The organism is Rossellomorea yichunensis, from assembly GCF_032337515.1.
In the GTDB taxonomy this organism is placed as follows: domain Bacteria; phylum Bacillota; class Bacilli; order Bacillales; family Bacillaceae_B; genus Rossellomorea; species Rossellomorea yichunensis.
On sequence record NZ_JAVYAD010000002.1, the window covers coordinates 1 to 26,700 of the forward strand.

Genomic DNA, 26,700 nt, shown 5'->3' on the forward strand with positions numbered 1-26,700 from the left:
ACTGCCAGACTCCGGTAGAATTTAGAGTCATGGCAGCTTAGGTGTTTTATTTAGTCTTATTTGACTGTGTCACTCCATATTGAAGGATTGCGTTTTTGTTTTGGGTCTTCTTGTACTTACTTTTAATTTTTTGCTAAGTGGGTTGAAGTTAACTACCAAGACATTTACTGGAATTCTGAATTTCAAGTAAACGTGAAACTTATCCATTTATAAAACGTACATATATATAGATATCTTCAGTTGATGGGGGTGAATCATATGTTATGGTGGATCATCGGTATTGCCGTCGGATTCGGATTACTAAGTGGGCTTCTAAGAAGAACGTTTTCAAAGAACTCCTTTGAAGCAGGAAATCAAAACCAGAGACAGATCCAGGAAGAAGAACGAGTGAAAGCCGGCAGCTGGTTTACTGGCGGACAGTAAGCAAATGTGTCAGGGGGAGCCTCCTGGCGTTTTTTAATGACTATAAACCCTCAGAAAAGAGAGGGAATAAGACATTTATTTGCTATCCACTATGGTAAAATTAGTAAGATGCATATCAAAGTTCATAAGAGAGGTCCGTCCCTCTATAAAGAAAGGAGAAATTTCATGTCCATTAAGTATTGGTCTCAGGTGGGTGTTGGTTTTTTGGTCTTTGGATTTACGGCATTGTTTTCCTGGTATGAGGGGAGTGCGCTGTTGGATGACCCTTGGGAATGGAAGTATTCAACTCCGTTCAGTGAGATGATTCACGGTAGCATTTCAACGAAGGAGCAGATAGTGGATCTCGATTTCTTTGTGTACGCTGCGAAGTTTTCACCACTGTTTCCAAGCATGATGATGATGAGCGCCAGTTACCTTTTAATTCTACTTGGATACAGATTTCTTAAACATCGTGGCTTTCCATTATTTCTAACTCTGTTTGGAGTGATGTATCTTTTGATGAGCGCATTTATCGTGTCCTCCCCTACAACAGGCGGGAACATTCTTTTTTGGTTATTTGTCTCAATGGGACTTTTCCTGATCATTCTCGCCACTCTTTTTCACTTCTCGTCATCTCTAGGTATGAAGAAGCAAGCCAAACAAGCATGATAAGGGGTAGGTTCTCTTTATTCTTTTTACATAAAACCATAACGTTTAACTGTACGGTTTACCTTAAATAAAGTATACTACTCTAGAGGTGATGTCCTTGGGAAGTTGTATCGAATAGGAGAACTATCAAAACACAGTCAAGTGTCCAAAAGGACGATTGATTATTATACAAAAATGGGTTTATTGGAATGTGATCGATCACGTAATAATTATCGGTACTATCACGAAGATGCGTTAGCTGACTTAAAGATGATTGAACAATGTCAGCAGATGAAAATGACATTACATGAAATTAAAGATAGAATAACGGTAATGAAATCTGAGGATGTAGATCCCTCTATTTTAGAAAAACAAGTTGACCATATTCGAATTGAAATGGATCATTTGCATAACGAGTTACATGAGGTCCTACAGGCTATGGAAGCCCTGGGTGATGACGAACGCAAACGCATGTTAAAACAAGTATCCCCACAGGCTTTGGCCTTATTCCAAACATTAATGGTTTTTTCTGGTTAATCCAGCATAATAGATAAACAACTACAGGAGAGTGACTTTTTTTTGGACGATATACCACTTAATTCATTAGTATTATTAGGAGCATTAATACTTTTATCTGCCTTTTTTTCATCGGCGGAAACGGCTTACTCAAGTGTGAATAAGATTAGACTTAAGAACTTTGTAAGTGAGGGAAGAAGAGGGAGCATTAAAGCTCATTATATTGCTGAAAACTTTGATAAAGCACTGTCTACGATATTAGTTGGAAACAACATCGTGAACATTGCCGCAGCCAGTATTTCAGCAAAGCTTGCGACAGATATTTTTGGAGGTAACACGGGTCTAGTCATCAGTACTTTTGTCATGACTTTATTAATTCTGATTTTCGGTGAAATCCTGCCTAAATCATTGGCAAAAGAAAATGCTGAAACCTATTCCTTGACCATATCAGGCGTTCTCTTTTTCTTAATTAAAGTTCTTACACCGATTAACTTCTTTTTTATCAAATTAAAAGAGTTGGTATCGAAGTTCTTCTCGAAAAATCACGAGATGCCGTCTGTCACAGAGGAAGAATTAAAAGTGATGCTTGATATTAGTGAAGAAGAAGGAGTCATCGATAAAGAAGAAAGAGAATTGATTCACCGCTCGATGGACTTTGATGATATCCTTGCAACCGAGGTTTTGACACCCCGGATCGATGTCAAGGCTGTTGAAGTGAATCAACCGATTGAAGAAATTAAGGAAATGTTCTTTGAAGAGCGATTTTCTCGAATTCCGGTTTACGAGGATCATATTGATAATGTGATCGGAATTCTTTCAGAGAAAGAGTTCTTTACTCATTTGATCAAATTTGGTGAAGTAAACATCCGGGAATTGATTCGGGAACCAATGTTTATATTTGAATCTGTCAAAATCTCGACTCTTCTTACTAAGCTTCAAAAGAACAATGTGCATATGGCCATTGTAGTGGATGAGTTTGGTGGAACAACCGGAATCATCACCCTTGAAGATATCCTGGAAGAGATTGTAGGGGAAATCTGGGATGAGCAAGATGAGAAAACTCATTCCATGCGGAAAATCAGTGAAAAAGAATATCAATTCGATTCCCAATATCAATTGGATGAATTTACAGAGTTACTCGATGTACCAGAGCCTGAAAGTTCCTACCATACACTTGGTGGATGGGTCGTTGAAAGCTTTGAAGACCTTCCAACAGAAGGTGACAGCTTCGACTATGAAAACTTGAAAGTGAGCGTAGAAGAGGTGGATAATCGCCGGGTACGTACGATTAAAGTTGAAATACTAGAAGAAAAAACCGAAGATATAGTTCAATAAACAGGAAATAACAGGCTCTTCATTGCCTGTTATTTTTTTGGTTCATTATTGATAAAAGGAGGATGCTGTTATATGCATGAGACAGAAACAAGAGAAGCTCTTTTACGGGAACTGGAAGTCGTAAATAAATGGGCTGATGATCAAAAAGGATTATGGTTTTGGGAGAAGCTTGGGCGTATTCCCTTTATGATCCTGGACCGGATCACTCCTCAAATGGTGCATAACAAGATTGGACAAGCACTGGATGAATTAGGAAGCTACATACAAAAGGGCGGAAGTTACCTTACAAGCGAGAAAGAAGTCGTTAAGCGATTTACTAAGAGAACAGCCAATCCTCATTTAACAGTAGAAGAGATCGCAAAGCTGCCCATTTATGATATGGATGAAGTAAGCGAAGGGATAGTGGGTATGAGAAAGAAGGTTGCGATGACCCAGGGGGCCACTACCGGAATCGGTGGCTTCCTGACTCTAAGTATTGATATACCTTTCATCCTCGGCATATCACTTAAGACTCTTCAGGAAATCGCAATAAGTTACGGGTACGACCCGAATGATCAGCAGGAGCGTATTTTCATTATTAAATGCTTACAATTCGTGTCTTCAGATATTGTCGGGAAGCAAGCGATCCTTCAGGAACTATCGGACTTCAACAAAAAGGATATGCAGAAGAGAGAACAGACCCTTTCCCAGCTGCAAGGCTGGAGGGAAGTAATGACCAGCTTCCGTGACAACTTCGGCTGGAAAAAACTATTCCAAATGATTCCCATAGCAGGAATCCTGTTCGGCTCCTTCATCAACAAATCCATGATCTCAGACATTGGCGAAACCGGTCGTATGCTCTACCGAAAAAGACGGATCTTGGAGAAGCTGGAAGAGGGACGGACCTCTGAAATTTAACTATTCTGAAGAAAAGGTTATATATCAATCTTTTTTAATGGTGAATGCAGATCAGAGGTCCGTCCCTCTGATCTTTTTTATGTTGATGAATTGGAAATTCATGCTAAGATTGAAGAAAACTTGGGGATGTTACTATGGTGATGAATATAAATGGTTATACGATAGATATAGATACTTTGAGGAATTGGGGGAGGAGGCTCATTCCTGAGGTGGAGTGGTTTTATTTTGCTGATGATTATGATTCGCTTCCTATGGAGTCCATGGATTCACTTGATTATTCCCAGGTACCTATAGACCTCCGAACCTCTTATGCTACTTGGGGAATTAGGAAAAATGCTCGATTCTATTCTAAAGTGGCTCCAGAATTATTTGTATCATTGGAAAAAGAAACACAAGATGACATTGTGAGACAGCAATGGGAACTTGGAAGAGGACTCCTTTTCACCTTAGAAGATCTATGTGAATTACTTCAAGTCCCTACACTGGACATACCTGCTACCACACTTGATACAGGCGAAGAGATCATCCTATTACATCGGGTCCTCTGGTATTCTCTTTCAGAAAAAACACAATTTACGTTTCTATTAAACTACGGAGCCTTGTGGATAGATGAACAATCCATCTGGAAAGGGTTGTCTGCAGAAAGGAAACAAGCCATATCCAATCAGGCTCCCCATCTTCAACGATTGATCGATACCTTTTCATTCAAGAATGGCCCCAACTGTTTCGCTGCAGTCGCTACGGCTGTGACAAAGAACCAAGCTTATAAAGACCAATGGATGCAGGGGGAAGATTTGCTATTGATCCTTGAACGGGCCGAGTATTCTCCAGTTGATACAACTGAATATAAGCAAGGTGATGTATTCGTTTGGTTCAATCAACACAAACAACCCATTCATGCGGCCTATGTACTGACAGGGAACTATGTCTTTAATAAGCACGGACAAACGATGTTTAATCCGTGGCAAATTTTAAAGATAGAAGATGTATTAGCATCATGGGGGCAAACTGACACGTCCGTCATAATCTTTAGACGGTAATAAAGGAGGTTCCTATGAAAAATAAAAAGTGGTTATTTTCGCTTATCGTACTTTTCTTTATGATCCTTAGTGGGTATTTCTATCAAAAGGTGACTGACCGGACGTATGAGGGAATGACGGTCATTCCTGAAGAACATTATGACATCCCTTTATATGATGGTTTGGAACCGACAATGAGTGATTATAAAATGAAAGGCAATCACTGGGTGCATATATATGATTTTTATCTTGATGAACTTCCAAAATTGGGGTGGGAGATAAGCGAATCAGGATCAGCACTTGATGATCCTGAAGCTGAAAATGATTGGAGCGGCTTTTATTCTACATGGAGAAAAGTAGGCTTTGATGGGGAGTTATCAATCTCATCCCATTTTAATCAAGGGGAAGACCATACAGAAGTCACGTTTGACACCCATCCAATTTATCATTCATCTGTTTGGATAGAGGGGATCCCCAAAAGCGCATGCGTATATGTGGATTCTGGTAATGGACCTTGCCAAAAGATGATTGATAAAGAAATCATTCAGTCCTTGGTTGATTTTATTAATGATGGCATTGAATGGGATGACCAATCAATCGAACCGCGTTCGCAAATAAAAACCTATAAGTTTGATCATGTAACAGTTGAAGTCCTTTACGAAGGAGACAAGGAAATTTATATAAAATCGGATAAAGGGACAAAGGTAATGAAACCAGAACCTGAATTCCTGAAACTCATTAGTCAGTAAAGTAAAAGGGACCTCCAATGGAAGTCCCTTTCATTTATTCATCTTCGTTCTTATCTTTATTAAACCAAAGTGGTTCATCATTATCCACTTCGCCATTATAGTTAATGAGCAATTCTTCGCCAGCTTGAATGTCTTTATAGGCAAAAAAGTCGAAGGTATGGTTATCAAAATTTATCTCATAAGTTGTATTAGGTGTATAAGAATGATTAAACAACATTCCATAACCTAATAGAAGTGCTGTATGATTGATTCCGTATTCAAATACATAATCCGCCAGGAACGTTTTCTCAATATGTTCATGTTCCTCATTGGGATAGGGGATGACTGGTGCTTCATGAACCAGCTCTCCTTTGGCTATATCTCTTTTTGCAAAAACGCCGCGATTAAGATCACCGTCACTAAGGGACGATATTTTCACTTCGATCATTATGCCACCTTCTTTCTAAATCCTTTAACTTAGTAAGCTTGACACGAACTGGATAGAAATGCAACATCCAATCTTTATTGTGGCCTGCCTACTTAAAACAAATTCCCAAAAAATGCTTGAATGCTTCGTGCACTTCGTACTAGCCAGCTAGCCTTTTCTACTGATTCAGCGGCATAAATATCAACTTTATAGGAAGGCTGTTTTTCATCAAAGATATACTCATTCTTTTCCGGGGTTTCAATTATCATTTCTCCGATCTTTTCTCCTTTTTCAATTGGAGCTTGAAGGGTACCATCGTCATTAAGCTTTTCTTCATCTAATTTGACTGAAGTTTTCACTTTATCTTTCTCATCTTTTGTTACTCGAATGGAGAGAGGCTTGTCTATCTTGATGGTTACCGATTGTTCTTTACCGTCAGGAACCTCTAACGTTGGTTCCTTATTCTTATCAATATCACTCAAACTATATTTAACCGTCTCAAACTCATCAAATCCATAATCAAGAAGTTCTGTTGTTTGAATAAATCGCTCGGCACTGCTGGGCTGACCATATTCATCTTTGGCATCTAAGATGACTGAAATATATCGTACCCCATCCCGCTCTGCAGTTCCGGTAAAAGTAGAACCTGCAAAGGGTGTCGTACCTGTCTTTAATCCATCTGCACCTTTATAAAAATAAGATTTATCTTTCAATAGGCCGTTTGTATTCTTCATAACGAGTTCTTCATCTGTACCCGGTCTGAAGATTTTGGAAGAGAGACCCGATGTTTCTAATACTTCCGGAAAATCATGAATGATGTAATACGCCAAAGTGGCCATATCTTCAGCCGATACCATGTTTTCATCATTCACATCGGTTCCTTTTGGAAACATGCCGAGCATATCATAGTTACTTAAACCGGAAGAATTAACAAATTGATAATTTTCAAAGCCGAGTTCCTTCGCCTTTGCATTCATCCGCTTTACAAATTCACCCTCGGAACCTGCTACAACTTCGGAAAGTGCAATTGCTGCACCATTTCCTGATTTGATCACCATGGCATCATACAGTTCTCTTACTGTATACTCTCCGTCCGCTCTTAAGGGGACATTGCTCAAGCCGGGTGCATTCGCCAATTGATAGACTTTGTCGCTTACTTTATACTTTTGATCCCATTTAATCTTTCCTTCTTCAATGGCTTCTAACACAAGGTATTCTGTCATCATTTTCGTCATGCTGGCAATTCCGAGGAGCTGATCTTCATGTTCCTTATACACAATCTTACCGGTATCTGCTTCCACTAAAATCGCAGCATCTGCATTAATATCTAATTTTGTCTTCCCATGCGCCGTTTCCTGAAAAGGCGTCATGGCCATAAGGGATATCATCAAAACCGACAGGCTATGCTTCACCATATTCTTTTTCAAATCAGTACCTCCAAAAAACAATTTTACGCAACCAAATTATTTTACCATACAAGCCTCACAAACACCCCAATTCACCACAACCTTTTCAAATCGTTCATATTATTGTAAATAATTGTTTCACGCAAAAAAGTAAAATGTTACCATAATAAGAGGGACGGACCTCCATTGAACCCTGGAAATAAGAGTGTCCCATTCTTTGGATAAATGGAGGTCCGTCCCTAAACTGACAAAGGGATGGAACTGTATGGTGAGAAGAGTGTGGCAGGTATGTTTTGAGTTGGGGTTGATTTTGTGTGGGATTATATTGGTAAGTGCAACGTCTGCACTGTTTGAGGGTCAGACGTTTTCATTACATCGTTTTTTCGTTGTGTTGATGGATGTCGGGGAAGAGCTTCTGACACCGCAAGCGATCATTTACGAGAACCCGAGTTCCGGGGTGGAAAGAAGTTTGTTTCCCATTATATTTTTAGCCTATTGGAGCAGTATCAGGATCTTTTTTCTGGCTCTGGTTATTTCCATATTGCTTTCTACGATATTATTAATCGGTTATTATTCTTTGGGGGAATATTTCAGAAAAGGTATTCAGACAGTTGGTTTTTTAATAGGGGGTCTACCCGATCTTTTCGTGATCGCTCTTTTTCAATTGGGGATCGTCTGGTATTTTAAACAAACCGGAATCTTGATCTTAGACGTGGCATCAGTAGGTGAAAACCAGGTGATACTGCTACCGGCTATCACTCTATGTATACTTCCTACATTTTTCTTTTTCACCAACATGATTGTCTTCTTAAAGGATGAGGAGGGGAAGCCTTATATAGAATTGGCGAAAAGCAAAGGACTTGGGAGGTTTACTATACTTTTTAGCCATACGATTCGAAATGTGTTGATCAGTTTAACCTATCACGGCAAACAAATCGTTTGGATGATGCTTTCGAATCTACTTGTTTTGGAATATCTGTTTAATGTATTTGGTGTCACTTCATTCTTGTTTTCCTACAATCAGCCTTCCATATTTGCGATAACTTCCATTCTCCTGTTCATTCCGCTCTATCTTGTGCTAAAAAGCCTTCAGGCACTCATTGGGAAAAAAATCGGGAAGGAGATGAGCCTATGAAATCGAATCGTTATGATTGGATGAGCTTCATTGGTTTCTCAAGTATACTCATTGTTCTTCTATCTTGGAGTATGGCGTACAATCTCTCAAATGAGGAAATTTCACAGACTCTCATCCTGTTCAATGATGAAGGGAAAGTCCTTGGAGATTCACCATTCCCTCCATCCATTCAATTTCCTTTTGGAACAGATCGAGATGGCTATCATATGACCGATAAAATCATTCAAGGAGCACAATATACGTTAGGTGCAGCCATCACTATATCATTACTTAGTTTTCTGCTTGCTTTCCTGTTTGGAATTGCAGGAGGATTCACGAAAAGCAGGCTCAGAATCGTCACTCAGAAGGTTTTTACATCACTTTATTTCATCCCACAATCGATTATAGCTTATAACATTCTTCACCCTTTACTGTGGGAGCCTACGGAAGGGTTTCAGACTTCGCTAGTAGAAAGGATGGTCGTTGAAATCGTCGTTCTGGCCATCATCGTCACTCCTACGACCGCCATCTTGATCGCAAACGAAGCTGAACAGATTCTTCAAGAGGAATTCATCATTTCCTCAAGGGTCCTTGGTGCACGTTCTTTCTACATATTTTATAAGCATCTTATGCCTCATCTTAAGAACCGGCTATTTGTCATTTATCCCAAAATTGTGATACAAGTCCTTCTGATCATTGCTCACTTGGGATTTTTCACTTTGTTTTTCGGAGGAACAGATATCTGCTATCAGCCATTTTGCCATCCGCCGAAGCCATTCGTCCAGGAATGGTCAGGATTGATGGGAACAAATTATTCAGAATTGTACAATGCGTGGTGGATATTTCTCATGCCCATGATCTGTTTCGCCCTCACCATTCTCTTGCTGAATGGAATCGCTCATTCATTAGAGAGAATCTTGGAGAGAAATGTTTCAAGGAGTAATCCAACAGTCACTCTAAGGGACAATGAGACTTATAAACCAGTGGAATTGAATGAAGAAAGTTTTACATTAAGGGGGCTGCGTAAATGATGTTTAACCATTCACAACCCCATCTCTTGTAGCAAGTCTACCAATCTGGTAAAATTATCTAAAAAAGTTTGGAGAGAGATTATGATTACATACCCAATACTAAAAAAACACGCAACCCTAGGTGTGACCGCCCCTTCATCGGGAGTACCCTCGGAACTACATGACATTCTCAAGCAGTCGATCGAAAAAATGGAAAGCAAAGGTTACACTGTTCAGTGCGGAGAGACTGTGTGGACGCAGAGTAAAGCTAAATCTTCCTCAGCTCAAAAAAGAGCTGCAGAATTGAACCAAATGTTGCAGGCCGAAGAAATCTCCCTTGTCATCCCACCATGGGGAGGTCAACTTCTCATAGAAATCCTGGACCTCATTGATTATGAAAAAATCAAATCGAAATGGCTGCTGGGTTATTCCGACACGAGTGTGCTCTTACTGGCACTAACATTAAAAACCGGAATCGCCACTGCACATGGAACCAATCTTGTTGATTTAAGAGGGGAGTACTCCGATCCAACGACGGCACAATGGGAATCCGTTCTCTCTACGAAAGAAGGGTCTTCTGTTATTCAGTATTCATCCCAACACTATCAAAAAGAATGGAATCACGACCAGCCTTCTCCAACAGTTTTTCACTTAACAGAGCCAACTGTTTGGAAAACCGCAGGGAAACAAGATGTACAGGTCAATGGACGTCTACTCGGAGGCTGCATAGATGTCATCAGGCATTTGATCGGAACGCCTTACGGAAATATAGCAGACTTTAGAGAGAAGCATATAAAGAATGAATCCATCCTGTGGTACTTTGAAAACTGTGAATTAACGACAGCTGATCTTCGCCGTTCACTAATACAGATGAAATTAGCCGGCTGGTTTGAACAATCTTCCGGAATTCTCTTTGGAAGAAGTGCTAGCAACACGCCTGTTGGTGATTATATGATTGAAGATGTCTACCAAGAGCTATCAGACGAGCTACAGATTCCAATCGTGTATGATATTGACTGTGGGCATCAGCCTCCTCAAATTACATTTATCAATGGAGCATATGGAGAGGTAGAAGTTTTAGGTGGAAAAGGAAAAGTCATACAAACATTCAAATAACCAATAAAAAACGTCCTGCTCCAGGACGTTTTTTCTGCTTACTTCTTCAAAAAATTATATCGTTTTTCATTCAACATCCACATGATGTATCCCCATACCCATCCGCCTGCTACACAGCATACGATTAAAAGGGGAAGGTAGTCTCTGACCACTACATACAGAATCACTGAAAATACCAATCCAGTAAACAACGACCCATATACAACTGAAAAGAACCATTTCCCTTTATTTCGAATGGTTTCCCAACGTCTCCAGTAGTCGCCATCCTGTTCCCTGCTGTTGATAAAGAAAACACAGGCATTCATAAAAAAGATAAGGCTGATGACCAAATACATGTAGGATTTTGGATCTAACCAAAACACTAGAAAATTAATCACAGATGTGAAGGAGAACATGATATATATTAGTTTATTTTGTTTTATTTTTTCCATTTCTTCGCCCCCAATCTTCTGTATTATATCAAACCATTTCCGACATGGACCAACATATTCCAACATAATAAAGGAAAATCCCTCCATCTTCTAGAAGTCTAATTAGGAACAGAATTCAGCTAAGGAGTTTATACTAATGAAAGCAAATGTAATGACCATTAGAAAAAAAGAAATCCATGTCGAAACCCATGGCTCTAAGGAGAATCCCGCCTTACTATACTTGCACGGTGGCCCTGGTGAAAGTTGCTACGATTTTTCGTTTCATCAAGCTGAACGATTAGGGAAACATTTCTATCTTGTTGCAATCGACCAAAGAGGTGTTTGCCGTTCAGAAGCCATTCAAGAAAGTGAAGAGTTTGGTTTTCAAGATCTGGTTGAGGATTGTGAAGCACTCAGAAAAGAATTAGGACTCGATAAATGGTCTGTACTAGGGCATTCCTTTGGAGGGTTCCTGGCTCTTGCATACGTTTCCCAGTATCCCGAATCCATAGAGAAAGTCATTTTCGAATGTCCCACCTTCGATTTCACCCTGACATCTAAGGGACTACTAAGAAAAACCGCTCAATTATTCGGAAAATACAATCGGTATGAGTTACAAGGGAAGGCCATGAAATTGGCAGAGGAACACCTTTCCCCAAGGGACTTTACAGAAATTTATATGGAGCTTAGTGATGAACTTGGAGAACACCGCATGCAAATCTATACACATAATTTTGATAACCCTACTGACTATTATGCTACTTACACAGATGAAGAATGGGACACCTTATACGACCGTTCAGATCATCACTATCATCTTCTCCGGGAAGAAGGCGTCATTTTTACCAGTTTGTTAGATAGAATCAAGCTAATAGAAACACCAATGCTTCTTCTGACAGGAGAGTATGATCCCGTTACATGTGAAAAACATGTAGAAACATTTCAAAGAGATGCAGCAAAGGGGAGTATCGTTCATTTTAAACATAGTGGTCATACGCCCATTACGAGGAAGCCGACCGCTTTAAACAGGTGATCTTGGATTATCTATTAGTCAAAGACCGGCAATTCTCATGAACACAGCTAAAAGAATTCACATCATAGGCTCCGTCGCAAGCGGAAAATCCACACTCGCTCGCAAGCTTTCAAGCGAAAAAGGGATTCCCTATTATGAACTTGATGATGTGATGTGGAGAAGACACCCCGATGGTGATAGTAGAAATACGGAAGCCCATCGAAATGACATACTTACCTCAATACTAAATCGGGAATCATGGATCATCGAAGGCGTACATTACCAAGAATGGATGTACAAATGTCTTGAAGAGGCAGAGCTTATCATCTTTCTTGATACACCAAAATGGAAGCGGAACTACAGGATACTCAAACGCTACGTCGAAGAGAAATATGGATTCAAAAAAGGGAACTACAAGCAAACCTTAACGATGCTTAGAAAAATGCATGGATGGAATCGCCACTACGAAGAGCAAGAAAAGCCCATCGTCATGCGAATTCTCGAACCCTATCAATATAAAGTTAACATCCAAAAAGGATAAAGGAGCAATCAGCATGTTTACATATAAACTAAACGACGAATTAGAATTAAGGCTTCTCGATATACAGGATGTTGAACGAATCCATGAACTGACTGATCAGTCAAGATCCTATCTGCGTGAGTGGCTCCCATGGGTGGATTACTCAAAAACGGTTGAGGATTCAACGGAATTTATTAAAGGTACACGTTTAGGCTTCGCGAATAATAAGAGCTTAACAACTGGAATTATTTACCAAGGTGAAATAGTTGGAGTAGCGGGATTCAACGTACTTGATTGGTCGAACAAAGTGGCATACATCGGCTATTGGCTAGGTGAAGGCTACCAAGGAAAAGGAATTATGACGACAGTTGCAAAGGGACTCACGACTTACGCATTTGACTACTATAAAATGAACAAAGTCGAGATAACCGCTGCAGAATTCAACCATCGCAGTCGGGCAATACCCGAGCGTCTTGGTTTCAAGGAAGAAGGGAAGCTGAGGCAAAGAGAATGGATTTACGATCATTTCGTGGATCATATTGTTTATGGGATGCTCGCAGACGAGTGGAAGAAGTCTTGAAACAGACCGTACAAGAACCACTAAAGGAATTGATCTCCTGGGTTGAAGACATTAAACATAAAAACGGGAGTTCTGCTGCATCCCTTTATATAATAAAAGATGACCAGGTTGTTTTGGAGCATTATAGCGGAAGGCACTCCCATGAAAAAAATGCTTCTCATATCACAGAAAAGGCTCAATTTAATGTAGCTTCTGCCCGTAAAAGCTATTTAGGCCTTACGATTGCCTACGCTTTACATGATAAATATATCTCTGCCCTAGATGATCCTATCACTCAGTATGTTCCTGAGTTTGATAAAGATCTGTATAAAGACACAACGATCCGTCATCTTGTAACTCATTCCCACGGACTCGATTCCGATGAATATGGATACATATTTCGGGAATTCAAGCCAGGTAGCAGCTGGGCATACCGTAACGTGGGTGTGGATATAATGACAAAATTAATTCACCGACTTTATGGGAAAGGGTTCCCGCAACTTTTAAACGAGAGGGTTTTTACTCCTTTGGGGTTTAGTGAAACGGGATGGAGAACGGAACCAGATGAAAATCTTGTACCTATCATCGACCGCATTGATAAACCTGCACTCCCTGAACTCGGGACAGTCTCAGATGGCACGGAGAAGAATTTATTTGTATCTCCCAGGGAATTTGCTCTCTGGGGGCAGCTGCATGTTCAGAAAGGCATGATGAATGGAAGACAAATCGTCCCCTCTAAAGTGATTGAGACTGCCACCACCATTCAGAATGTTTCGTATTCTGATTCCACTATTCCTGGGAACGGTCTGTATTGGTACGTTCAAGATATTCCACGAAATAAAAGTGAACTGGGGGGGAGGGTACCTTCAGGTGCTTATCAAATAGTAGGTGTCACCGGTCCGACGGTTCTTGTTATTCCTGCTTATAATGTGGTGGTGGCAAAGATGTATAACAAGCGATACAACTACGGAGGGGACCAATACCTTTATTATTTACGGGAGTTCAGTAATAAAGTGGCAGACCTATTTTCCTGAAGAATGATTAAACAATAGGTCAGGGAATGGATTACCAAATATTTGGAAACACTAATGGCTATATTATGAGTCGGGTTATGGGGGGATCCCATGTTTCATATTGTAGTCATTGTAGTGATTATTCTCAGTTCCTTGAAGTGGGGATCCTGGAATAGATGGAGAGAATTTCTGCCCACCATCTATTACTTTAGTTTTTTCAATATGTTTTATCAGTATATCAGTTACACGATGAAGGCGGTTTGGGAATTAGATGGATTTTTCATCAATATGTTTGTGACGGATTCTCTTTATACGATGATCGCTTATCCTTGCCTTGTGGTTCTTTTTTTAAGTAATTACCCAGAAGAAATCAGATTGAAGATCCTCTATTATTTAAAATATATAAGTGTTGCTACATTAATTGAATGGGCAGCGGGAAAAATGGATTCCATTGAATATTTCGAAGGCTGGAACCTGTGGTGGACCATACTGTTTTATTTTATTATGTTTCCCATGCTGCGCCTTCACTACAGAAATCCTGTTAGGGCACTGATGCTATCAATATTCGTCATTGTTTTCTTACTTATTAGCTTTGATTATCATGTACTATGAAAAAACGGTGAATCCACATCTTGGGACTCACCGTTTTGCAATGTGAAAAGAGTTATAAGAACAAAACCATCAATTCTTCATCGAAATATTCATCGTTATATTTCAATGCCCGCTTTTCTGTCCCGTAAGGCTTGAATCCACAAGAATGATAGAGGCCCTTCGCTGTCTCATTGGTTGTGACAACAGTAATCATGACTTGTTCAATGCCATCCTCGGCCTTAGCTTGTGTGATGGCAGCTTGAAGCAGCCCTCTTGCGAACCCTTTCCCTCGATGAGCAGGGGAAACATACATGGCAAAAATCGAAGCTTTATGCTTCATTTTTAAAGCTCCTTCACGCACAAAAGTCACCGATCCGACTAACTTTCCGTCATCAAAGCAACCAAACGTGTAGCTGCCCTTTTGTACAAGCCTCTCTGCTGTCATTTGAATTGGATTTTTACGGGCAATCGCTTCTTCATAGCTGCTGCCGAAGCTCGAAGGACTCTGTTGCAGCATTTCCAAACGAAGCTGCCAATAAAATTCGGCGTGTTTTTCATCGAGTAATTGAATTTCCATTATTTTCTGACCTTCTTTCTGTTACATGATATGATGAGAGGAGCATTAATTTTAGCTATTCAAACAGAATTCGACATTAAAGATGGAAATCCTTTAAATTGGAGGTATATGAATGGAAGATTGTCTCGGATGCCGCCTTGCAACCGAAAAGGAGAAAGCATTTATTATATACGAAAATGAACACGTGTCCTGCTTTTTGGACCATGTTCCGTATCACCCAGGACATACACTAATTCTCCCCAAACGACACAAAGTGGAAGTAACGGAATTAAATGAAGAAGAAAGCCTCTCCGTAATGAAGGCATCACAACTAGTTGCACAAGCCATTCAGGCTTTATATGAACCAAATGGCATTACCGTCTGCCAGAATGGAGGCATATACAACGAATTAACTCATTATCATATGCATGTTATCCCTCGTAATGAGGAAGCGGAAAGATTCGGAGACTTATTCTTTGGTGAGGCCGACGTTGAAACATACAGTGAATCCCTGGAAGAAACCCAGAAGAAATTGAAAACCTACATAAGCAGATTACTAGAATAGGAGTAAATAATATGACGTTCAATAAAGATTTCGATGAAAAATTAAAACAATACGCTGAGCTCGCCATCAAAGTGGGAGTAAATGTTCAGCATGATCAGCCCCTATGGATTTCTGCTCCACTCGGAACTGAAAAATTCGTACGCATTGTTGTAAAAGAAGCATATCTTGCCGGAGCAAGAAACGTGCATGTTCAGTGGTATGACGAGGAAATCATGAGAACACATTATGAACTTGCCCCGGATGACACATTCTACGAGTTTCCAAGCTGGCTGGCTGCTGCGCATGAATGGGTTGTGGACCATAAAGGAGCCTTCCTTCAAATAGAAGCCAATGATCCGGACCTGTTGAAAGGAATAGATCCAGACCGTATCCTAAATTTTGAAAAAGCAAGTGGAGATGCTCTGGACCGATTCTATGAAGCGATTGAAAAGGACCAGATCAGCTGGTCCATCGTAGCCATCCCTTCTCAAAAATGGGCGGACAAAGTGTTTCCAGATTTACCAGAGAAAGAAAGAATCCCGTGCCTTTGGGACCGTATCTTCACATCCGTCCGTATCAATCAAGAAAATCCAGTCCTTGCTTGGCAAACACATATCGAAACCCTAACCAACAAAGCAAGCGAACTCAATCATTTAAAGCTCAAAAGCCTGCACTACCAATCGGAAGGGACGGACCTTACCATAGAACTACACGAAGACCACCTATGGCTCACAGGAGCAAGTAAAACACCAGAAGGAACACATTTCATTGCCAATATGCCGACAGAAGAGGTCTATACTGTCCCTGTAAAAACCGGAGTAAATGGAACGGTTTCAAGTACCAAGCCACTTGCTTACAATGGTAACGTGATTGACGATTTCACCCATACTTTTGAAGATGGAGAAATTAAGAAAGTCACAGCAAGAGAAGGGGAGGAAATTCTGAAAAAATTGATTCTGACAGACGAAGGAGCAGCCTATCTTGGAGAGGTGGCACTTGTACCACATCAGTCACCAATCTCTGATTCTGGCGTTCTATTCTTTAACACCTTATTCGATGAAAATGCATCCAATCATTTAGCGATCGGTTCCTCTTACCCGACTTGTATAAAGGATGGAGACACCTTATCCGATGAAGAACGGGAGGAAAAAGGACTCAATGAAAGTGTGGTTCACGAAGATTTCATGATTGGTTCAGAACATATGAATATTGATGGAGTGTGCCGTGATGGAAGAAAGATCGCTATTTTCCGTAATGGGAACTGGGCTATCTGATGTTGTTTTGCAACATTTTCTAAATCATATCATCCTATAGCACCCTACCTTAAAATGAAATAGATGATTAAATAATTCCACTTAATAAAAGGAGAGGTTAGATGATTTATGAAATGACTGTACAAGTCCGCGTAAGTGATATGCAAAAAGGGCAATTATGGTATGAGACTTTATTAAATCGCACTCCTGATTTCATTCCTCACGAAGGATTTGCAGAATGGGAACTCATTCCCGGCTGTTGGCTCCAGGTAGCGGAAGGGACCCCAACGCTCAATTCCGGTCCCATCCGTTTGGGTGTTGAAGATATTAGCAGAGAACGGGAAAGACTGTCATCCCTTTTAGGTATAAAGCACTTTGACATCCATGAAAGAGAAGAAGTCCCAGTGAAGTGGGCAACCTTTCAGGATCCATGGGGGAATGGAATCGGTTTGTTCCAGTATCAAAGTAAAACAGAAATGCAAGAGCGTATCGGATTCATTTTAGGAAAGAAATAAGGTCTTCTCTGGCCAATATCCTGCTAACGAATGGAGAATAGCTATGAATGAACACTTAAGATTAGTTAAGCCAACCACTGATTTAGAAGAAGAGTATCTTGATTTTTATAATGAATGGAAATCAAATGGAGGAGACATGATCCCTTGGGTCATCAAAAAAGATCCCAATCCCTTTTCCAAAATGGTCGACTCCTTACTGCTTGCTGAAAAAGGAGAGAACCTGCCGAATGGATGGGTACCTGACTCGACTTATTGGCTCGTTTCAGAATCCGATCGAATACTTGGGGTCGTAAATATTCGCCATTCCTTAACGGAAAAACTTTCGCAAAATGGAGGACACATCGGTTATGGAATCAGACCTTCTGAAAGGAGAAAGGGCTTTGCCACTAAATTGCTGACTCTTTCCCTCCAAAAAGCACACTCGATTGGAATCGATCAAGTGTTGATTGTGTGTGATGCATGGAATAAACCTTCGGAGCGGACAATCTTAAGTGCTGACCCTGTAAGGGATGAAGATTTTATCGAAGAAGATGGTAATGTGATTTTTCGCTATTGGGTTGATACAAAAGGGCGAAATTGGGAATAGTGCTATTTTCCTTAATGAATTCTTTATCTAAACTAGCCCTTGTCTTAACTGCTCCCTAAAGAAAGATACAGTTATTTATGATATAATTTCCCCTTGTGAAAAAGACCATTAAAAATAGTAAGGGAGGGAAAAAGAAGGTGAGTTTTGAAGGTCAGAAGATATTACCTGCCATCCGGTCCATGAAGGATTTTGATAAAATGCTCGAAACCTCTTTCCAGTACGGTGTGTTCCTCGATCTCCATGTTGGAATGCTGAAGAGTGTATTCGATTTCGCACGAAAGGAAAACCGAAAAATGTTCCTGCATTTAGACTTAATCCACGGTCTATCCAGTGATGAGTACGCAACAGAATATATCTGTCAGGAAATAAAGCCTTATGGCATCATTTCTACTAAAGGAAATGTGATTAAAAAAGCAAGGCAAAAAGGTATTTTTTCCACTCAAAGGATGTTTGTCATCGATTCAAGTGCTATGAATCGCAGCATTGAGCTTCTACATAAAACAGACCCTGACTTCATTGAAGTTCTTCCTGGAGTCATCCCTAAAATCATTACGGAAATAAGAGAAAAAACGGGGAAACCTATTTTTGCGGGAGGGCTAATTGATACCGTTGAAGAGGTGGAATCCGCTCTTGAGGCTGGTGCTACCGCCATCACTACGTCAGATCGTGTGCTATGGAAGCATTTTGACCAGAATTAAATTCTGAAAAATGTATTGACAACGTTTTCATAGTGGAGTAACATTATCCACAAGTTAATACGTTGTGAAAGAGATGAAGAGACTCACGTGAACTGCCTATTTCCAAGGGGCATTCCGTGAGTCTTTTTATTTTTAAAAAATTATGAAATGAGGGAAAAAGCATGACAGCATTTTTAGGAGAAGTAGTTGGTACAGCCTTACTCATCATTTTTGGTGCAGGGGTTTGTGCCAATGTAAATCTTAAGAAATCATTTGCTTATAACGCTGGTTGGATTGTCATCACATTTGGATGGGGTCTGGGTGTCGCCATGAGTGTATACGCCGTTGGACAATTTAGTGGGGCACATTTAAATCCTGCTGTTACACTTGGACTGGCTTTTAATGGAGATTTCCCATGGGGTGAGGTTCCTCAGTACATCTTAGCTCAAATGATCGGAGCGATGATTGGGGCAGCGATTACATTTCTACACTTTCTACCCCATTGGCATGCAACGAAAGATCCCGGTGTGAAATTGGGGGTATTTGCTACAGGACCTGCCATCCCACACTATTTTTCAAATTTATTAAGTGAAATCATTGGAACTTTTGTGTTAGTAGTAGGATTATTATCTATAGGCGCGAATACATTTACAGATGGGCTTAATCCATTTATCGTCGGTTTCTTGATCATTGCTATCGGAATTTCTCTCGGTGGTACCACAGGGTATGCCATCAATCCTGCCCGTGATTTAGGACCGCGCATCGCTCACTTCCTGCTGCCGATTCCCGGTAAAGGACCATCCAACTGGGGATATTCCTGGGTTCCTGTAGTCGGACCTGTTCTGGGAGGTTCATTTGGAGGCGTATTTTATAAAGCCATCTTCGTTGGACAAGTCACAACAAGCTTCTGGGTAGTCCTAGTTGTTACACTGGCAGTACTTGGACTTGCTTATGCCAGTGACAGAAAGATCAGCTTAGCTCAAAAAGTGCATCAGCTATCAATCGATAATTAAATTTTTGGAGGGATAACAAAATGGAGAAATACATTTTATCATTAGATCAGGGAACGACAAGTTCAAGAGCGATTCTATTCAATAAAAAAGGAGAAGTCGCCCATATTGCACAAAAAGAATTTACTCAGCATTTCCCAAATCCGGGTTGGGTTGAACATAGTGCGAATGAAATTTGGGGATCGATTTTAGCCGTAATTGCAAGCGCTTTATCTGAATCGAGTATTAAACCTGATCAGATTGAAGGGATTGGAATTACCAATCAACGTGAAACTACTGTGGTTTGGGATAAAGAAACCGGCGATCCGGTTTACAACGCCATCGTGTGGCAGTCACGTCAAACAGCGGGGATATGTGAAGAACTTAAATCACAAGGTCATAATGATACGTTTCGTGATAAAACCGGATTATTAATCGATGCTTACTTCTCTGGTACCAAGGTTAAATGGATTCTTGACAATGTAGAAGGTGCGAGAGAAAAAGCGGAGAATGGAAAGCTCTTATTCGGGACGATCGACACATGGTTGATCTGGAAAATGTCTGGTGGAAAAGCCCACGTAACGGATTATTCCAATGCTTCCCGCACGCTTATGTATAATATTTACGACCTGAAATGGGATCAGGAGCTACTTGACATATTAGGCATTCCTGAGAGCATGCTTCCAGAGGTCCGTCCCTCATCCGAAATTTATGCCAAGACGGTACCTTACCATTTCTTTGGGAAGGAGATTCCGATTGCCGGTGCAGCAGGGGATCAGCAGGCGGCATTGTTTGGACAGGCTTGTTACGAAGAGGGTATGGCAAAGAATACGTATGGAACAGGATGCTTTATGCTGATGAATACAGGTGAGAAAGCCGTAAAGTCTAATAATGGTTTACTCACAACCTTGGCATGGGGAATTGATGGAAAAGTGGAGTACGCTTTAGAAGGCAGTATTTTCGTGGCTGGTTCTGCGATTCAGTGGCTTCGTGATGGACTTCGTATGCTTAAGGATGCCAAGGACAGCCAAGGGTATGCAGAAAAGGTTGACTCAACAGATGGCGTCTACGTTGTTCCTGCCTTTGTAGGATTAGGAACTCCTTATTGGGACAGTGATGTTCGGGGGGCCGTGTTCGGTTTAACAAGGGGAACATCTAAGGAACATTTTGTAAGAGCCACCCTGGAATCCCTTGCTTATCAAACGAAAGATGTACTGACAGCGATGGAAGCCGACTCCGGAATCTCCCTTAAGAAACTGAGAGTCGATGGCGGTGCTGTTAAAAATGACTTTTTAATGCAATTCCAAAGTGATATCTTATCTGTTCCTGTTGAGCGACCAGTTGTAAATGAAACAACTGCTTTAGGTGCCGCTTATTTAGCTGGATTAGCCACAGGTTTCTGGGATAACCGGGATGAAATATCAAAGCAGTGGAATAAAGACAAGCAGTTTGAGCCGCAAATGCCTGTTGAAACCCAAGGAGAACTATATAACGGATGGAAAAAAGCTGTTAAAGCAGCTATGGCTTTTAAATAAAAGAAACGTATGATATACTGATTACAAGTTAATAAATTCGGTTAGAGACCACGAGAGACCAAACCTGCATTATGGAACCATTCACCATAATGTTAGTTTTGGTCTCTTTTTTTATGGTTAAACAATAAGAGTGAGAGTACAGATAATATATAGATACCTGAGGAGGATCCACTTATGACATTTTCAAGTACTGCAAGAAGAGAAGTGAAAGAAACATTAGCCTCAAACCACTTTGATATGATTGTGATCGGAGGGGGAATTACTGGCGCAGGAATCGCCCTCGATGCTTCGAAACGTGGAATGAAGGTGGCATTGGTCGAAATGCAGGATTTCGCAGCCGGGACTTCCAGTCGTTCGACAAAGCTCGTTCATGGCGGATTACGTTACTTAAAGCAATTCGAAGTGAAAATGGTCGCGGAAGTAGGAAAAGAGCGTGAAATCGTTTATGAGAATGGCCCTCACGTAACGACTCCTGAATGGATGCTGCTCCCCCTGCATAAAGGTGGCACATTCGGTAAATTCAGCACATCGATTGGATTAAAGGTGTATGACTATCTTGCTGGAGTAAAGAGAAGTGAACGAAGATCCATGCTTTCAGTTTCAGAAACATTGAAGAAGGAACCTCTTGTGAAAAAAGATGGCCTTAAAGGCGGCGGGTACTACGTTGAATATAGGACTGATGATGCCCGTTTAACGATAGAAGTCATGAAAGAAGCAGTTGCACATGGTGCCACTGTCATAAACTATATGAAATCTCAACGATTCCTATATGATAATAAGAAAGTAGTCGGAATTGAAGCTGAGGACCTGGTGACTGGGGATACGATTGAAATCCGCGGTTCAAAATTTGTCAACGCTGCCGGCCCATGGGTCGATGATGTTCGAGGAAAAGATTATAGTACGAATAACAAACAGCTTCGCTTAACCAAGGGAGTTCATCTTGTCATTGATCAAAGCAAATTCCCGCTTCAACAAGCGGTTTATTTCGACACACCTGATGGGCGAATGGTATTCGCCATACCAAGGGATGGGAAGGCCTATGTAGGGACAACAGACACATTTTTTGATCAGGATAAAACTTCTCCCCATATGACTTCAGAGGACCGGGATTATATCTTGGATGCCATTCATTTTATGTTCCCCGATGTATCCGTAGGAAAAGAGGATGTAGAATCGAGCTGGGCAGGTGTTCGTCCATTAATTTTTGAAAAAGGGAAGGACCCTTCTGAAATTTCCCGTAAAGACGAAATTTGGGAAGCCGATAGCGGTCTCATCACGATCGCCGGCGGTAAGCTGACAGGTTATCGTAAAATGGGAGAAACCGTTGTGGACCTTGTATCGAAACGTTTACGTGAAGAGAACAAAAAGAAATTCCCAGCATCGTCCACGAAATATATGCCGATCTCTGGAGGTCATGTAGGCGGATCGAAAAACTTTCAAGCGTTTATTGATCAAAAAGCAGCTGAGGCCCTTCAATATGGACTAACAGATCAAGAGGGAAGGAAGCTTGCAGGAATGTACGGATCAAATGTGGAGCAGTTATTTAAACTCGCTCATGCTTATAGTGGAGCAAGTGATGAAAGGTCCGTCCCTCCTTATTTATATGCGCAACTGATTTATGCGATCCAGGAGGAGATGGCAGCCACTCCGGTTGATTTCTTTATTAGAAGGACTGGTGCGTTATTCTTTGATCGTGAGTGGGTGGAGAAATGGAAGGAGCCTGTGATCGAGATTATGGCGAAGCTTCTGAACTGGAATGAAGAGAAGGAACAGCAATATAGAGTGGAATTGAATAATGAGCTTAAGAGTGCAGTAGTGCCAGTGGATTTGCAGTCGTAAGCAGGTAAAGGGCAGAATGAATATCTGTCCTTTTCTTTGTATACACTGGGAATTCCTGTAGGGCACATGGTAAAATTGGGATAAAGATGTCAACTTGGGGGGATGCTGGTTGGAAGAAAAAAAGAATACCAGGGGAAGGTTCCTCCTATCACTGTCAATGTCTTCAGTAATTGCCTTTGCAATCACTTTCTATTTTGAAAAAGGTGACTCTATTACAAGAAAGGGTGCATTCAGGCAGCACCTTGAACAGTTAGAATTCGAGGGCACTTACCATGATCTGAAAGTTGTATCAGAAAAAGAAGCCGGGGAGCAATACCTCCTTCTCTATACATATATGAATAAGGATGGAGAAAAGCAAATCGGCCTGGCCCTATATAGAAAAATGAATGTCCTTCCCCTTTATGAGCTATACCGGATTAATGATTCTCCACAATTATCTGTCGGAACGGAATTTCTCCCTTCTAATCAGTTTATCGTTTACGGTGACCGGGACGAAATTGAGGCTGATTACTTTACATTCCGGGAAAATGTCCAGTTCAATCGAATAGAGCTTGAAGAGAATGATTATTTCATTCACATAGAACCTTACGCGGTCATGCTCCATGTTCCTCAAGTGAACTTTTATTCTAGTGATGGAACAATAGTTGCTTCGACGCAGGCAAAATAATCATCCATAAATATGCTTACAATTATATAAATATATGAATAGTTGATGAAATTGACCGTATATGACTATTCATTTCCCGAGAGAACTGTTCATCCCTTCTTAGTGCTGTTGAATATCATATCGGGTTGCTGTAAATTAAGAATAGAAATTGACACGACTTCCTCGTCAAAAGGGTGGCTTCAATGGGATGAAGCCACCCTTTTTTTTGCATTTTTTTAACAATAAACTCAGTGGATAAGAACCTGGAAAAGAACATTATTGCTATACTGATAGAAAGAAAAAATGGGGAGGAAGCTGGAATGAATCATAAAATAGCTGTGGTGACGGGGGCAAATAGCGGGTTTGGTTTTCTCTCAACCCTGGGGCTGGCACAACTTGGATATAAAGTAATCGCCTCCATGAGAGATCCTCAAAAAGGAAGTGCATTGCTTCAACGTGCTGAGGAACTAAAGGTGGGGCATTTGGTTGAGATTCATCCATTGGATGTAACGTCTGAAGCATCCATCAAGGAATTCTCTACCTCTCTTAATGATTTGGGCAGTGTGCACATTCTCCTGAATAATGCAGGGTTTGCCGGTGCAGGATTTGCAGAAGAAGTTACAATCGATGAGTTCCGTGAACAATTCGAAACGAATGTTTTTGGAGTCATGAGAATGACTCAAATTGTTCTCCCTTATATGAGAAATCAAGGAGAAGGGAAAATCATCAATATGAGCAGCATTAGCGGCAGATTCGGCTTTCCTGGACTCAGTCCTTATGTTTCATCCAAACACGCATTAGAGGGATACTCCGAAAGTCTGAGATTGGAGCTTAAGCCCTTCGGCATATCCGTGCACCTGATCGAACCCGGTTCTTATCAAACGAATATCTGGACATCAGGAAAGAAAGTCACTCCACTCTCGATGCAGAAAAACTCTCCTTACTTTCGCTACATGGAGGCAATCAACACGGAAATTCAATCAGGTGAAGATACACTTGGGGATCCAAGGGAGGTTGCCTCGATCGTATGTGAAATAGCACAAAACAAGAAAAAAACTTTTAGAATTCCCATAGGCAAAGGAGTGCGATTAACCCTATTACTCAAAACCATCCTGCCATGGAGCACTATGGAAAACATCATATTAAAGAAACTCAGAATGAAAAAGACCAAAGAGGGACGGTCCTTATAGTAAGCACGGATAATGTCTGAATATAAAGAATTTTATTATATGGAAGGAGAATTTTGTCAAAAGAGAGAATATGCTAAAGGAGACATTTCCTTAAATTCATTTATTAAATAATTGTATGAGTTTAAATGCTTCCACACGAAATGAGGTGATTGATTGAATGAATGGAAGGGTGCATCTGCTCTTTGCATGCATGAAAGTCGTTTATTGATGGTATTACAAGGGAAAGAAGAAGAAAAGAAACGTTGGTCGGTCCCTTCAGGGGGGATGGAATCAAGTGAATCCCTTCAGGAATGCTGTAAACGTGAAGTTTGGGAAGAAACAGGCTATGATGTTGAAGTAGGAAAACATTTGTATACTAAGTGGGGGAATGAAGGAAGTATTTCTATAAGAATTCATTACTATGAAGTCAGGCTCCTTGGAGGAGAGGCAACCATACAGGACCCTGATCAATTAATACATAAAATAAAATGGATTTCACTTCAAGAGTTAAAGAACCTGCCCCTGGGATTTCCAGAAGATCACTCCATTCTGGAAGCCTACATGAGTAAGAAGCTAAACACACTATCCATTTAGGGGAATAGTATCGATTTAGCACAATATATTATAAAGTATTTATCTATAAAGGAGAGAGTAGAATGGTGAAGCGAACAGGAGAAGTAGTAATGGGAGTAATCGGAATTATCTTATCCGCATTATTTTCCATAATCGGAATCGTACTTAATATGGGAATGAGTAATCCTGAGGTCATGTCCCAACTCGAAGAAGGTATGGAGAGTGATCCAAATATACAAAATGCGGAGATGAATGCAGGAGATATAAGCTCCATTATCAACGCTGCTGAATCAACTGGATCTTACCTTGTTATATTAGGAATCATTGCGTCCATCCTGGGGATTATTGCTGTACTGACCATTGTAAAAAATAAAAAACCGGTATTATCCGGAATCATGTTTATCATTGCTGCCCTTGTCATCGGAATTGGCACGATAGGATTTGGTTTCGTACCTGGCCTTCTGTTCCTGATCGCAGGAATCATGGCACTTGTTCGAAAACCTAAGAAAACAGATCCTGTGTATTAATAATGCTTTAAGAGAATTTTTTCTCCAAGCTACATCTTTCCGTGAAGTTTTGCTCGTACTCATCTTGCTTTCAGACTCGATTTATACTATCTTAAAAGTAGAGCATAATGATAAAACAAGAGACACTGGCGGCAACCAATGTCTCTTGCTACACAGCAAACTGCAAGGAAAGCAGTGGCCCAATAGAGAAAGGAACATAACTCTACCCTTCAAAGTTTAGGCGCTTCATGAGGGTGGGGTTATTTCTTTTTGTCATTTGAAATAACTACGGCAATGATGGAGACAATTAAAGAGCCAAAGGTAATCATTAGCGTTAACGCCTCATACGTTGTCACTATAAGCACCACCTCCTTCTATAAGGAAGTGGCCACTCCCACCCTACATTCACTGTGTGCTTCAAATTATATCACAAACAACCCCTGTGCATTATAGGCAAGAGGTAGGAAAAGCTTACCCCTATCAAAAAAACATACAACCCCTTCATGAACCAATGAACCATCAGATACGATGCGATTATTTCAAACTTTCTTCAAAATGTGTTAGCATAGATATGCTCATATTAGTCGAT

At 40.6% G+C, this 26,700-nt stretch carries 31 protein-coding genes and 1 pseudogene; 27 read left to right on the forward strand and 5 right to left on the reverse strand.

Annotated features, from left to right (window positions below):
- The first annotated feature begins 258 nt into the window (after positions 1–258).
- The 7 genes from RSX31_RS04365 to RSX31_RS04395 all read left to right on the forward strand — a co-directional run bounded on the left by RSX31_RS04365 (position 259) and on the right by RSX31_RS04395 (position 5,566).
- Entirely contained in the window at positions 259–423 is a 165-nt protein-coding gene (locus tag RSX31_RS04365) for a hypothetical protein (RefSeq protein WP_187443357.1), read from the forward strand.
- Positions 424–588: 165 nt separating this feature from the next.
- Positions 589–1,071 carry a YjdJ family protein gene (locus RSX31_RS04370; RefSeq protein WP_315633537.1) on the forward strand — a complete coding sequence of 161 codons (483 nt, stop codon included), beginning with the start codon at positions 589–591 and terminating at the stop codon, positions 1,069–1,071.
- A gap of 105 nt (positions 1,072–1,176) precedes the next feature.
- Positions 1,177–1,587, forward strand: a complete 411-nt coding sequence (locus RSX31_RS04375; protein WP_315633538.1) for a MerR family transcriptional regulator — start codon at positions 1,177–1,179, stop codon at positions 1,585–1,587.
- 42 nt (positions 1,588–1,629) lie between these two features.
- Entirely contained in the window at positions 1,630–2,901 is a 1,272-nt protein-coding gene (locus tag RSX31_RS04380) for a hemolysin family protein (RefSeq protein WP_315633539.1), read from the forward strand.
- Between the two features lie 72 nt (positions 2,902–2,973).
- Positions 2,974–3,798: an EcsC family protein gene (locus tag RSX31_RS04385; RefSeq protein WP_315633540.1), complete on the forward strand. Its 825-nt coding sequence runs from the start codon at positions 2,974–2,976 to the stop codon at positions 3,796–3,798.
- 209 nt (positions 3,799–4,007) lie between these two features.
- The gene (locus RSX31_RS04390; protein ID WP_148993871.1) at positions 4,008–4,838 is read left to right on the forward strand and encodes a hypothetical protein; all 831 of its coding nucleotides are present in this window, start codon (positions 4,008–4,010) and stop codon (positions 4,836–4,838) included.
- 14 nt (positions 4,839–4,852) lie between these two features.
- Positions 4,853–5,566 (forward strand): hypothetical protein, encoded by a 714-nt coding sequence (locus RSX31_RS04395; protein WP_315633541.1) that lies wholly within the window; start codon positions 4,853–4,855, stop codon positions 5,564–5,566.
- Between the two features lie 34 nt (positions 5,567–5,600).
- On the opposite strand, the gene RSX31_RS04400 is transcribed toward RSX31_RS04395, so the two are convergent.
- Together RSX31_RS04400 and RSX31_RS04405 are read right to left on the reverse strand one after the other, a co-directional pair.
- A complete protein-coding gene (locus RSX31_RS04400; RefSeq protein WP_148969016.1) occupies positions 5,601–5,993 on the reverse strand; it encodes an SET domain-containing protein in 393 nt (130 codons plus the stop codon).
- Positions 5,994–6,085: 92 nt separating this feature from the next.
- Complete coding sequence (locus RSX31_RS04405; RefSeq protein WP_315633542.1) at positions 6,086–7,399, reverse strand: D-alanyl-D-alanine carboxypeptidase family protein; 1,314 nt, start codon at positions 7,397–7,399, stop codon at positions 6,086–6,088.
- Between the two features lie 244 nt (positions 7,400–7,643).
- Here RSX31_RS04405 and RSX31_RS04410 point away from each other — a divergent pair, with 244 nt between their 5' ends.
- The 3 genes from RSX31_RS04410 (at position 7,644) to RSX31_RS04420 (ending at position 10,618) form a co-directional block, all read left to right on the forward strand.
- On the forward strand, positions 7,644–8,513 hold the full coding sequence (locus RSX31_RS04410; protein WP_315633543.1) for an ABC transporter permease subunit: 870 nt from the start codon (positions 7,644–7,646) through the stop codon (positions 8,511–8,513).
- Positions 8,510–9,523, forward strand: a complete 1,014-nt coding sequence (locus tag RSX31_RS04415; RefSeq protein WP_315633544.1) for an ABC transporter permease subunit — start codon at positions 8,510–8,512, stop codon at positions 9,521–9,523. Before RSX31_RS04410 ends, RSX31_RS04415 begins: the two co-directional genes overlap by 4 nt.
- Before the next feature lie 81 nt (positions 9,524–9,604).
- Complete coding sequence (locus RSX31_RS04420; RefSeq protein ID WP_315633545.1) at positions 9,605–10,618, forward strand: S66 family peptidase; 1,014 nt, start codon at positions 9,605–9,607, stop codon at positions 10,616–10,618.
- A 38-nt stretch (positions 10,619–10,656) separates the two neighbouring features.
- On the opposite strand, the gene RSX31_RS04425 is transcribed toward RSX31_RS04420, so the two are convergent.
- Positions 10,657–11,049 (reverse strand): hypothetical protein, encoded by a 393-nt coding sequence (locus RSX31_RS04425; protein ID WP_148969008.1) that lies wholly within the window; start codon positions 11,047–11,049, stop codon positions 10,657–10,659.
- Between the two features lie 136 nt (positions 11,050–11,185).
- Between RSX31_RS04425 and RSX31_RS04430 the strand changes: the two are divergent.
- The 5 genes and pseudogenes from RSX31_RS04430 to RSX31_RS04450 all read left to right on the forward strand — a co-directional run bounded on the left by RSX31_RS04430 (position 11,186) and on the right by RSX31_RS04450 (position 14,744).
- A pseudogene (locus RSX31_RS04430) lies at positions 11,186–12,102 on the forward strand (alpha/beta fold hydrolase).
- On the forward strand, positions 12,099–12,581 hold the full coding sequence (locus RSX31_RS04435; protein ID WP_315633546.1) for a P-loop NTPase family protein: 483 nt from the start codon (positions 12,099–12,101) through the stop codon (positions 12,579–12,581). Before RSX31_RS04430 ends, RSX31_RS04435 begins: the two are co-directional and overlap by 4 nt.
- A gap of 13 nt (positions 12,582–12,594) precedes the next feature.
- Complete coding sequence (locus RSX31_RS04440) at positions 12,595–13,140, forward strand: GNAT family N-acetyltransferase (protein WP_315633547.1); 546 nt, start codon at positions 12,595–12,597, stop codon at positions 13,138–13,140.
- Complete coding sequence (locus RSX31_RS04445) at positions 13,137–14,153, forward strand: serine hydrolase domain-containing protein (protein WP_315633548.1); 1,017 nt, start codon at positions 13,137–13,139, stop codon at positions 14,151–14,153. The genes RSX31_RS04440 and RSX31_RS04445 overlap by 4 nt, the downstream gene beginning before the upstream one ends.
- Before the next feature lie 90 nt (positions 14,154–14,243).
- Positions 14,244–14,744 carry a CBO0543 family protein gene (locus tag RSX31_RS04450; protein ID WP_315633549.1) on the forward strand — a complete coding sequence of 167 codons (501 nt, stop codon included), beginning with the start codon at positions 14,244–14,246 and terminating at the stop codon, positions 14,742–14,744.
- A 52-nt stretch (positions 14,745–14,796) separates the two neighbouring features.
- Here RSX31_RS04450 and RSX31_RS04455 read toward each other — a convergent pair whose 3' ends face one another.
- On the reverse strand, positions 14,797–15,300 hold the full coding sequence (locus tag RSX31_RS04455; protein ID WP_148993880.1) for a GNAT family N-acetyltransferase: 504 nt from the start codon (positions 15,298–15,300) through the stop codon (positions 14,797–14,799).
- 112 nt (positions 15,301–15,412) lie between these two features.
- On the opposite strand from RSX31_RS04455, the gene RSX31_RS04460 reads away from it, so the two are divergent.
- The 12 genes from RSX31_RS04460 (at position 15,413) to RSX31_RS04515 (ending at position 26,132) form a co-directional block, all read left to right on the forward strand.
- Complete coding sequence (locus RSX31_RS04460) at positions 15,413–15,844, forward strand: HIT family protein (protein ID WP_315633550.1); 432 nt, start codon at positions 15,413–15,415, stop codon at positions 15,842–15,844.
- An 11-nt stretch (positions 15,845–15,855) separates the two neighbouring features.
- Entirely contained in the window at positions 15,856–17,097 is a 1,242-nt protein-coding gene (locus tag RSX31_RS04465; RefSeq protein ID WP_315633551.1) for an aminopeptidase, read from the forward strand.
- Between the two features lie 101 nt (positions 17,098–17,198).
- Positions 17,199–17,591, forward strand: a complete 393-nt coding sequence (locus tag RSX31_RS04470) for a VOC family protein (RefSeq protein WP_148993882.1) — start codon at positions 17,199–17,201, stop codon at positions 17,589–17,591.
- A gap of 43 nt (positions 17,592–17,634) precedes the next feature.
- The gene (locus RSX31_RS04475; protein ID WP_148968999.1) at positions 17,635–18,177 is read left to right on the forward strand and encodes a GNAT family N-acetyltransferase; all 543 of its coding nucleotides are present in this window, start codon (positions 17,635–17,637) and stop codon (positions 18,175–18,177) included.
- Between the two features lie 137 nt (positions 18,178–18,314).
- Positions 18,315–18,875, forward strand: coding sequence for a glycerol-3-phosphate responsive antiterminator (locus RSX31_RS04480; RefSeq protein ID WP_148993883.1), 561 nt, complete (start codon positions 18,315–18,317; stop codon positions 18,873–18,875).
- A gap of 161 nt (positions 18,876–19,036) precedes the next feature.
- Positions 19,037–19,867, forward strand: coding sequence for an MIP/aquaporin family protein (locus tag RSX31_RS04485; RefSeq protein ID WP_148993884.1), 831 nt, complete (start codon positions 19,037–19,039; stop codon positions 19,865–19,867).
- 20 nt (positions 19,868–19,887) lie between these two features.
- A complete protein-coding gene (gene glpK, locus RSX31_RS04490; protein ID WP_315633552.1) occupies positions 19,888–21,378 on the forward strand; it encodes a glycerol kinase GlpK in 1,491 nt (496 codons plus the stop codon).
- 174 nt (positions 21,379–21,552) lie between these two features.
- Complete coding sequence (locus RSX31_RS04495; protein ID WP_315633554.1) at positions 21,553–23,217, forward strand: glycerol-3-phosphate dehydrogenase/oxidase; 1,665 nt, start codon at positions 21,553–21,555, stop codon at positions 23,215–23,217.
- A 109-nt stretch (positions 23,218–23,326) separates the two neighbouring features.
- Positions 23,327–23,884, forward strand: coding sequence for a hypothetical protein (locus RSX31_RS04500; RefSeq protein ID WP_315633555.1), 558 nt, complete (start codon positions 23,327–23,329; stop codon positions 23,882–23,884).
- Between the two features lie 299 nt (positions 23,885–24,183).
- Positions 24,184–25,053 carry an SDR family oxidoreductase gene (locus RSX31_RS04505; protein ID WP_148993888.1) on the forward strand — a complete coding sequence of 290 codons (870 nt, stop codon included), beginning with the start codon at positions 24,184–24,186 and terminating at the stop codon, positions 25,051–25,053.
- Positions 25,054–25,206: 153 nt separating this feature from the next.
- Positions 25,207–25,626: an NUDIX hydrolase gene (locus RSX31_RS04510; protein ID WP_315633556.1), complete on the forward strand. Its 420-nt coding sequence runs from the start codon at positions 25,207–25,209 to the stop codon at positions 25,624–25,626.
- Between the two features lie 62 nt (positions 25,627–25,688).
- A complete protein-coding gene (locus tag RSX31_RS04515) occupies positions 25,689–26,132 on the forward strand; it encodes a DUF4064 domain-containing protein (RefSeq protein WP_148968992.1) in 444 nt (147 codons plus the stop codon).
- A gap of 239 nt (positions 26,133–26,371) precedes the next feature.
- Here RSX31_RS04515 and RSX31_RS04520 read toward each other — a convergent pair whose 3' ends face one another.
- The gene (locus tag RSX31_RS04520) at positions 26,372–26,467 is read right to left on the reverse strand and encodes a putative holin-like toxin (protein ID WP_253275457.1); all 96 of its coding nucleotides are present in this window, start codon (positions 26,465–26,467) and stop codon (positions 26,372–26,374) included.
- Positions 26,468–26,700: the final 233 nt, after the last annotated feature.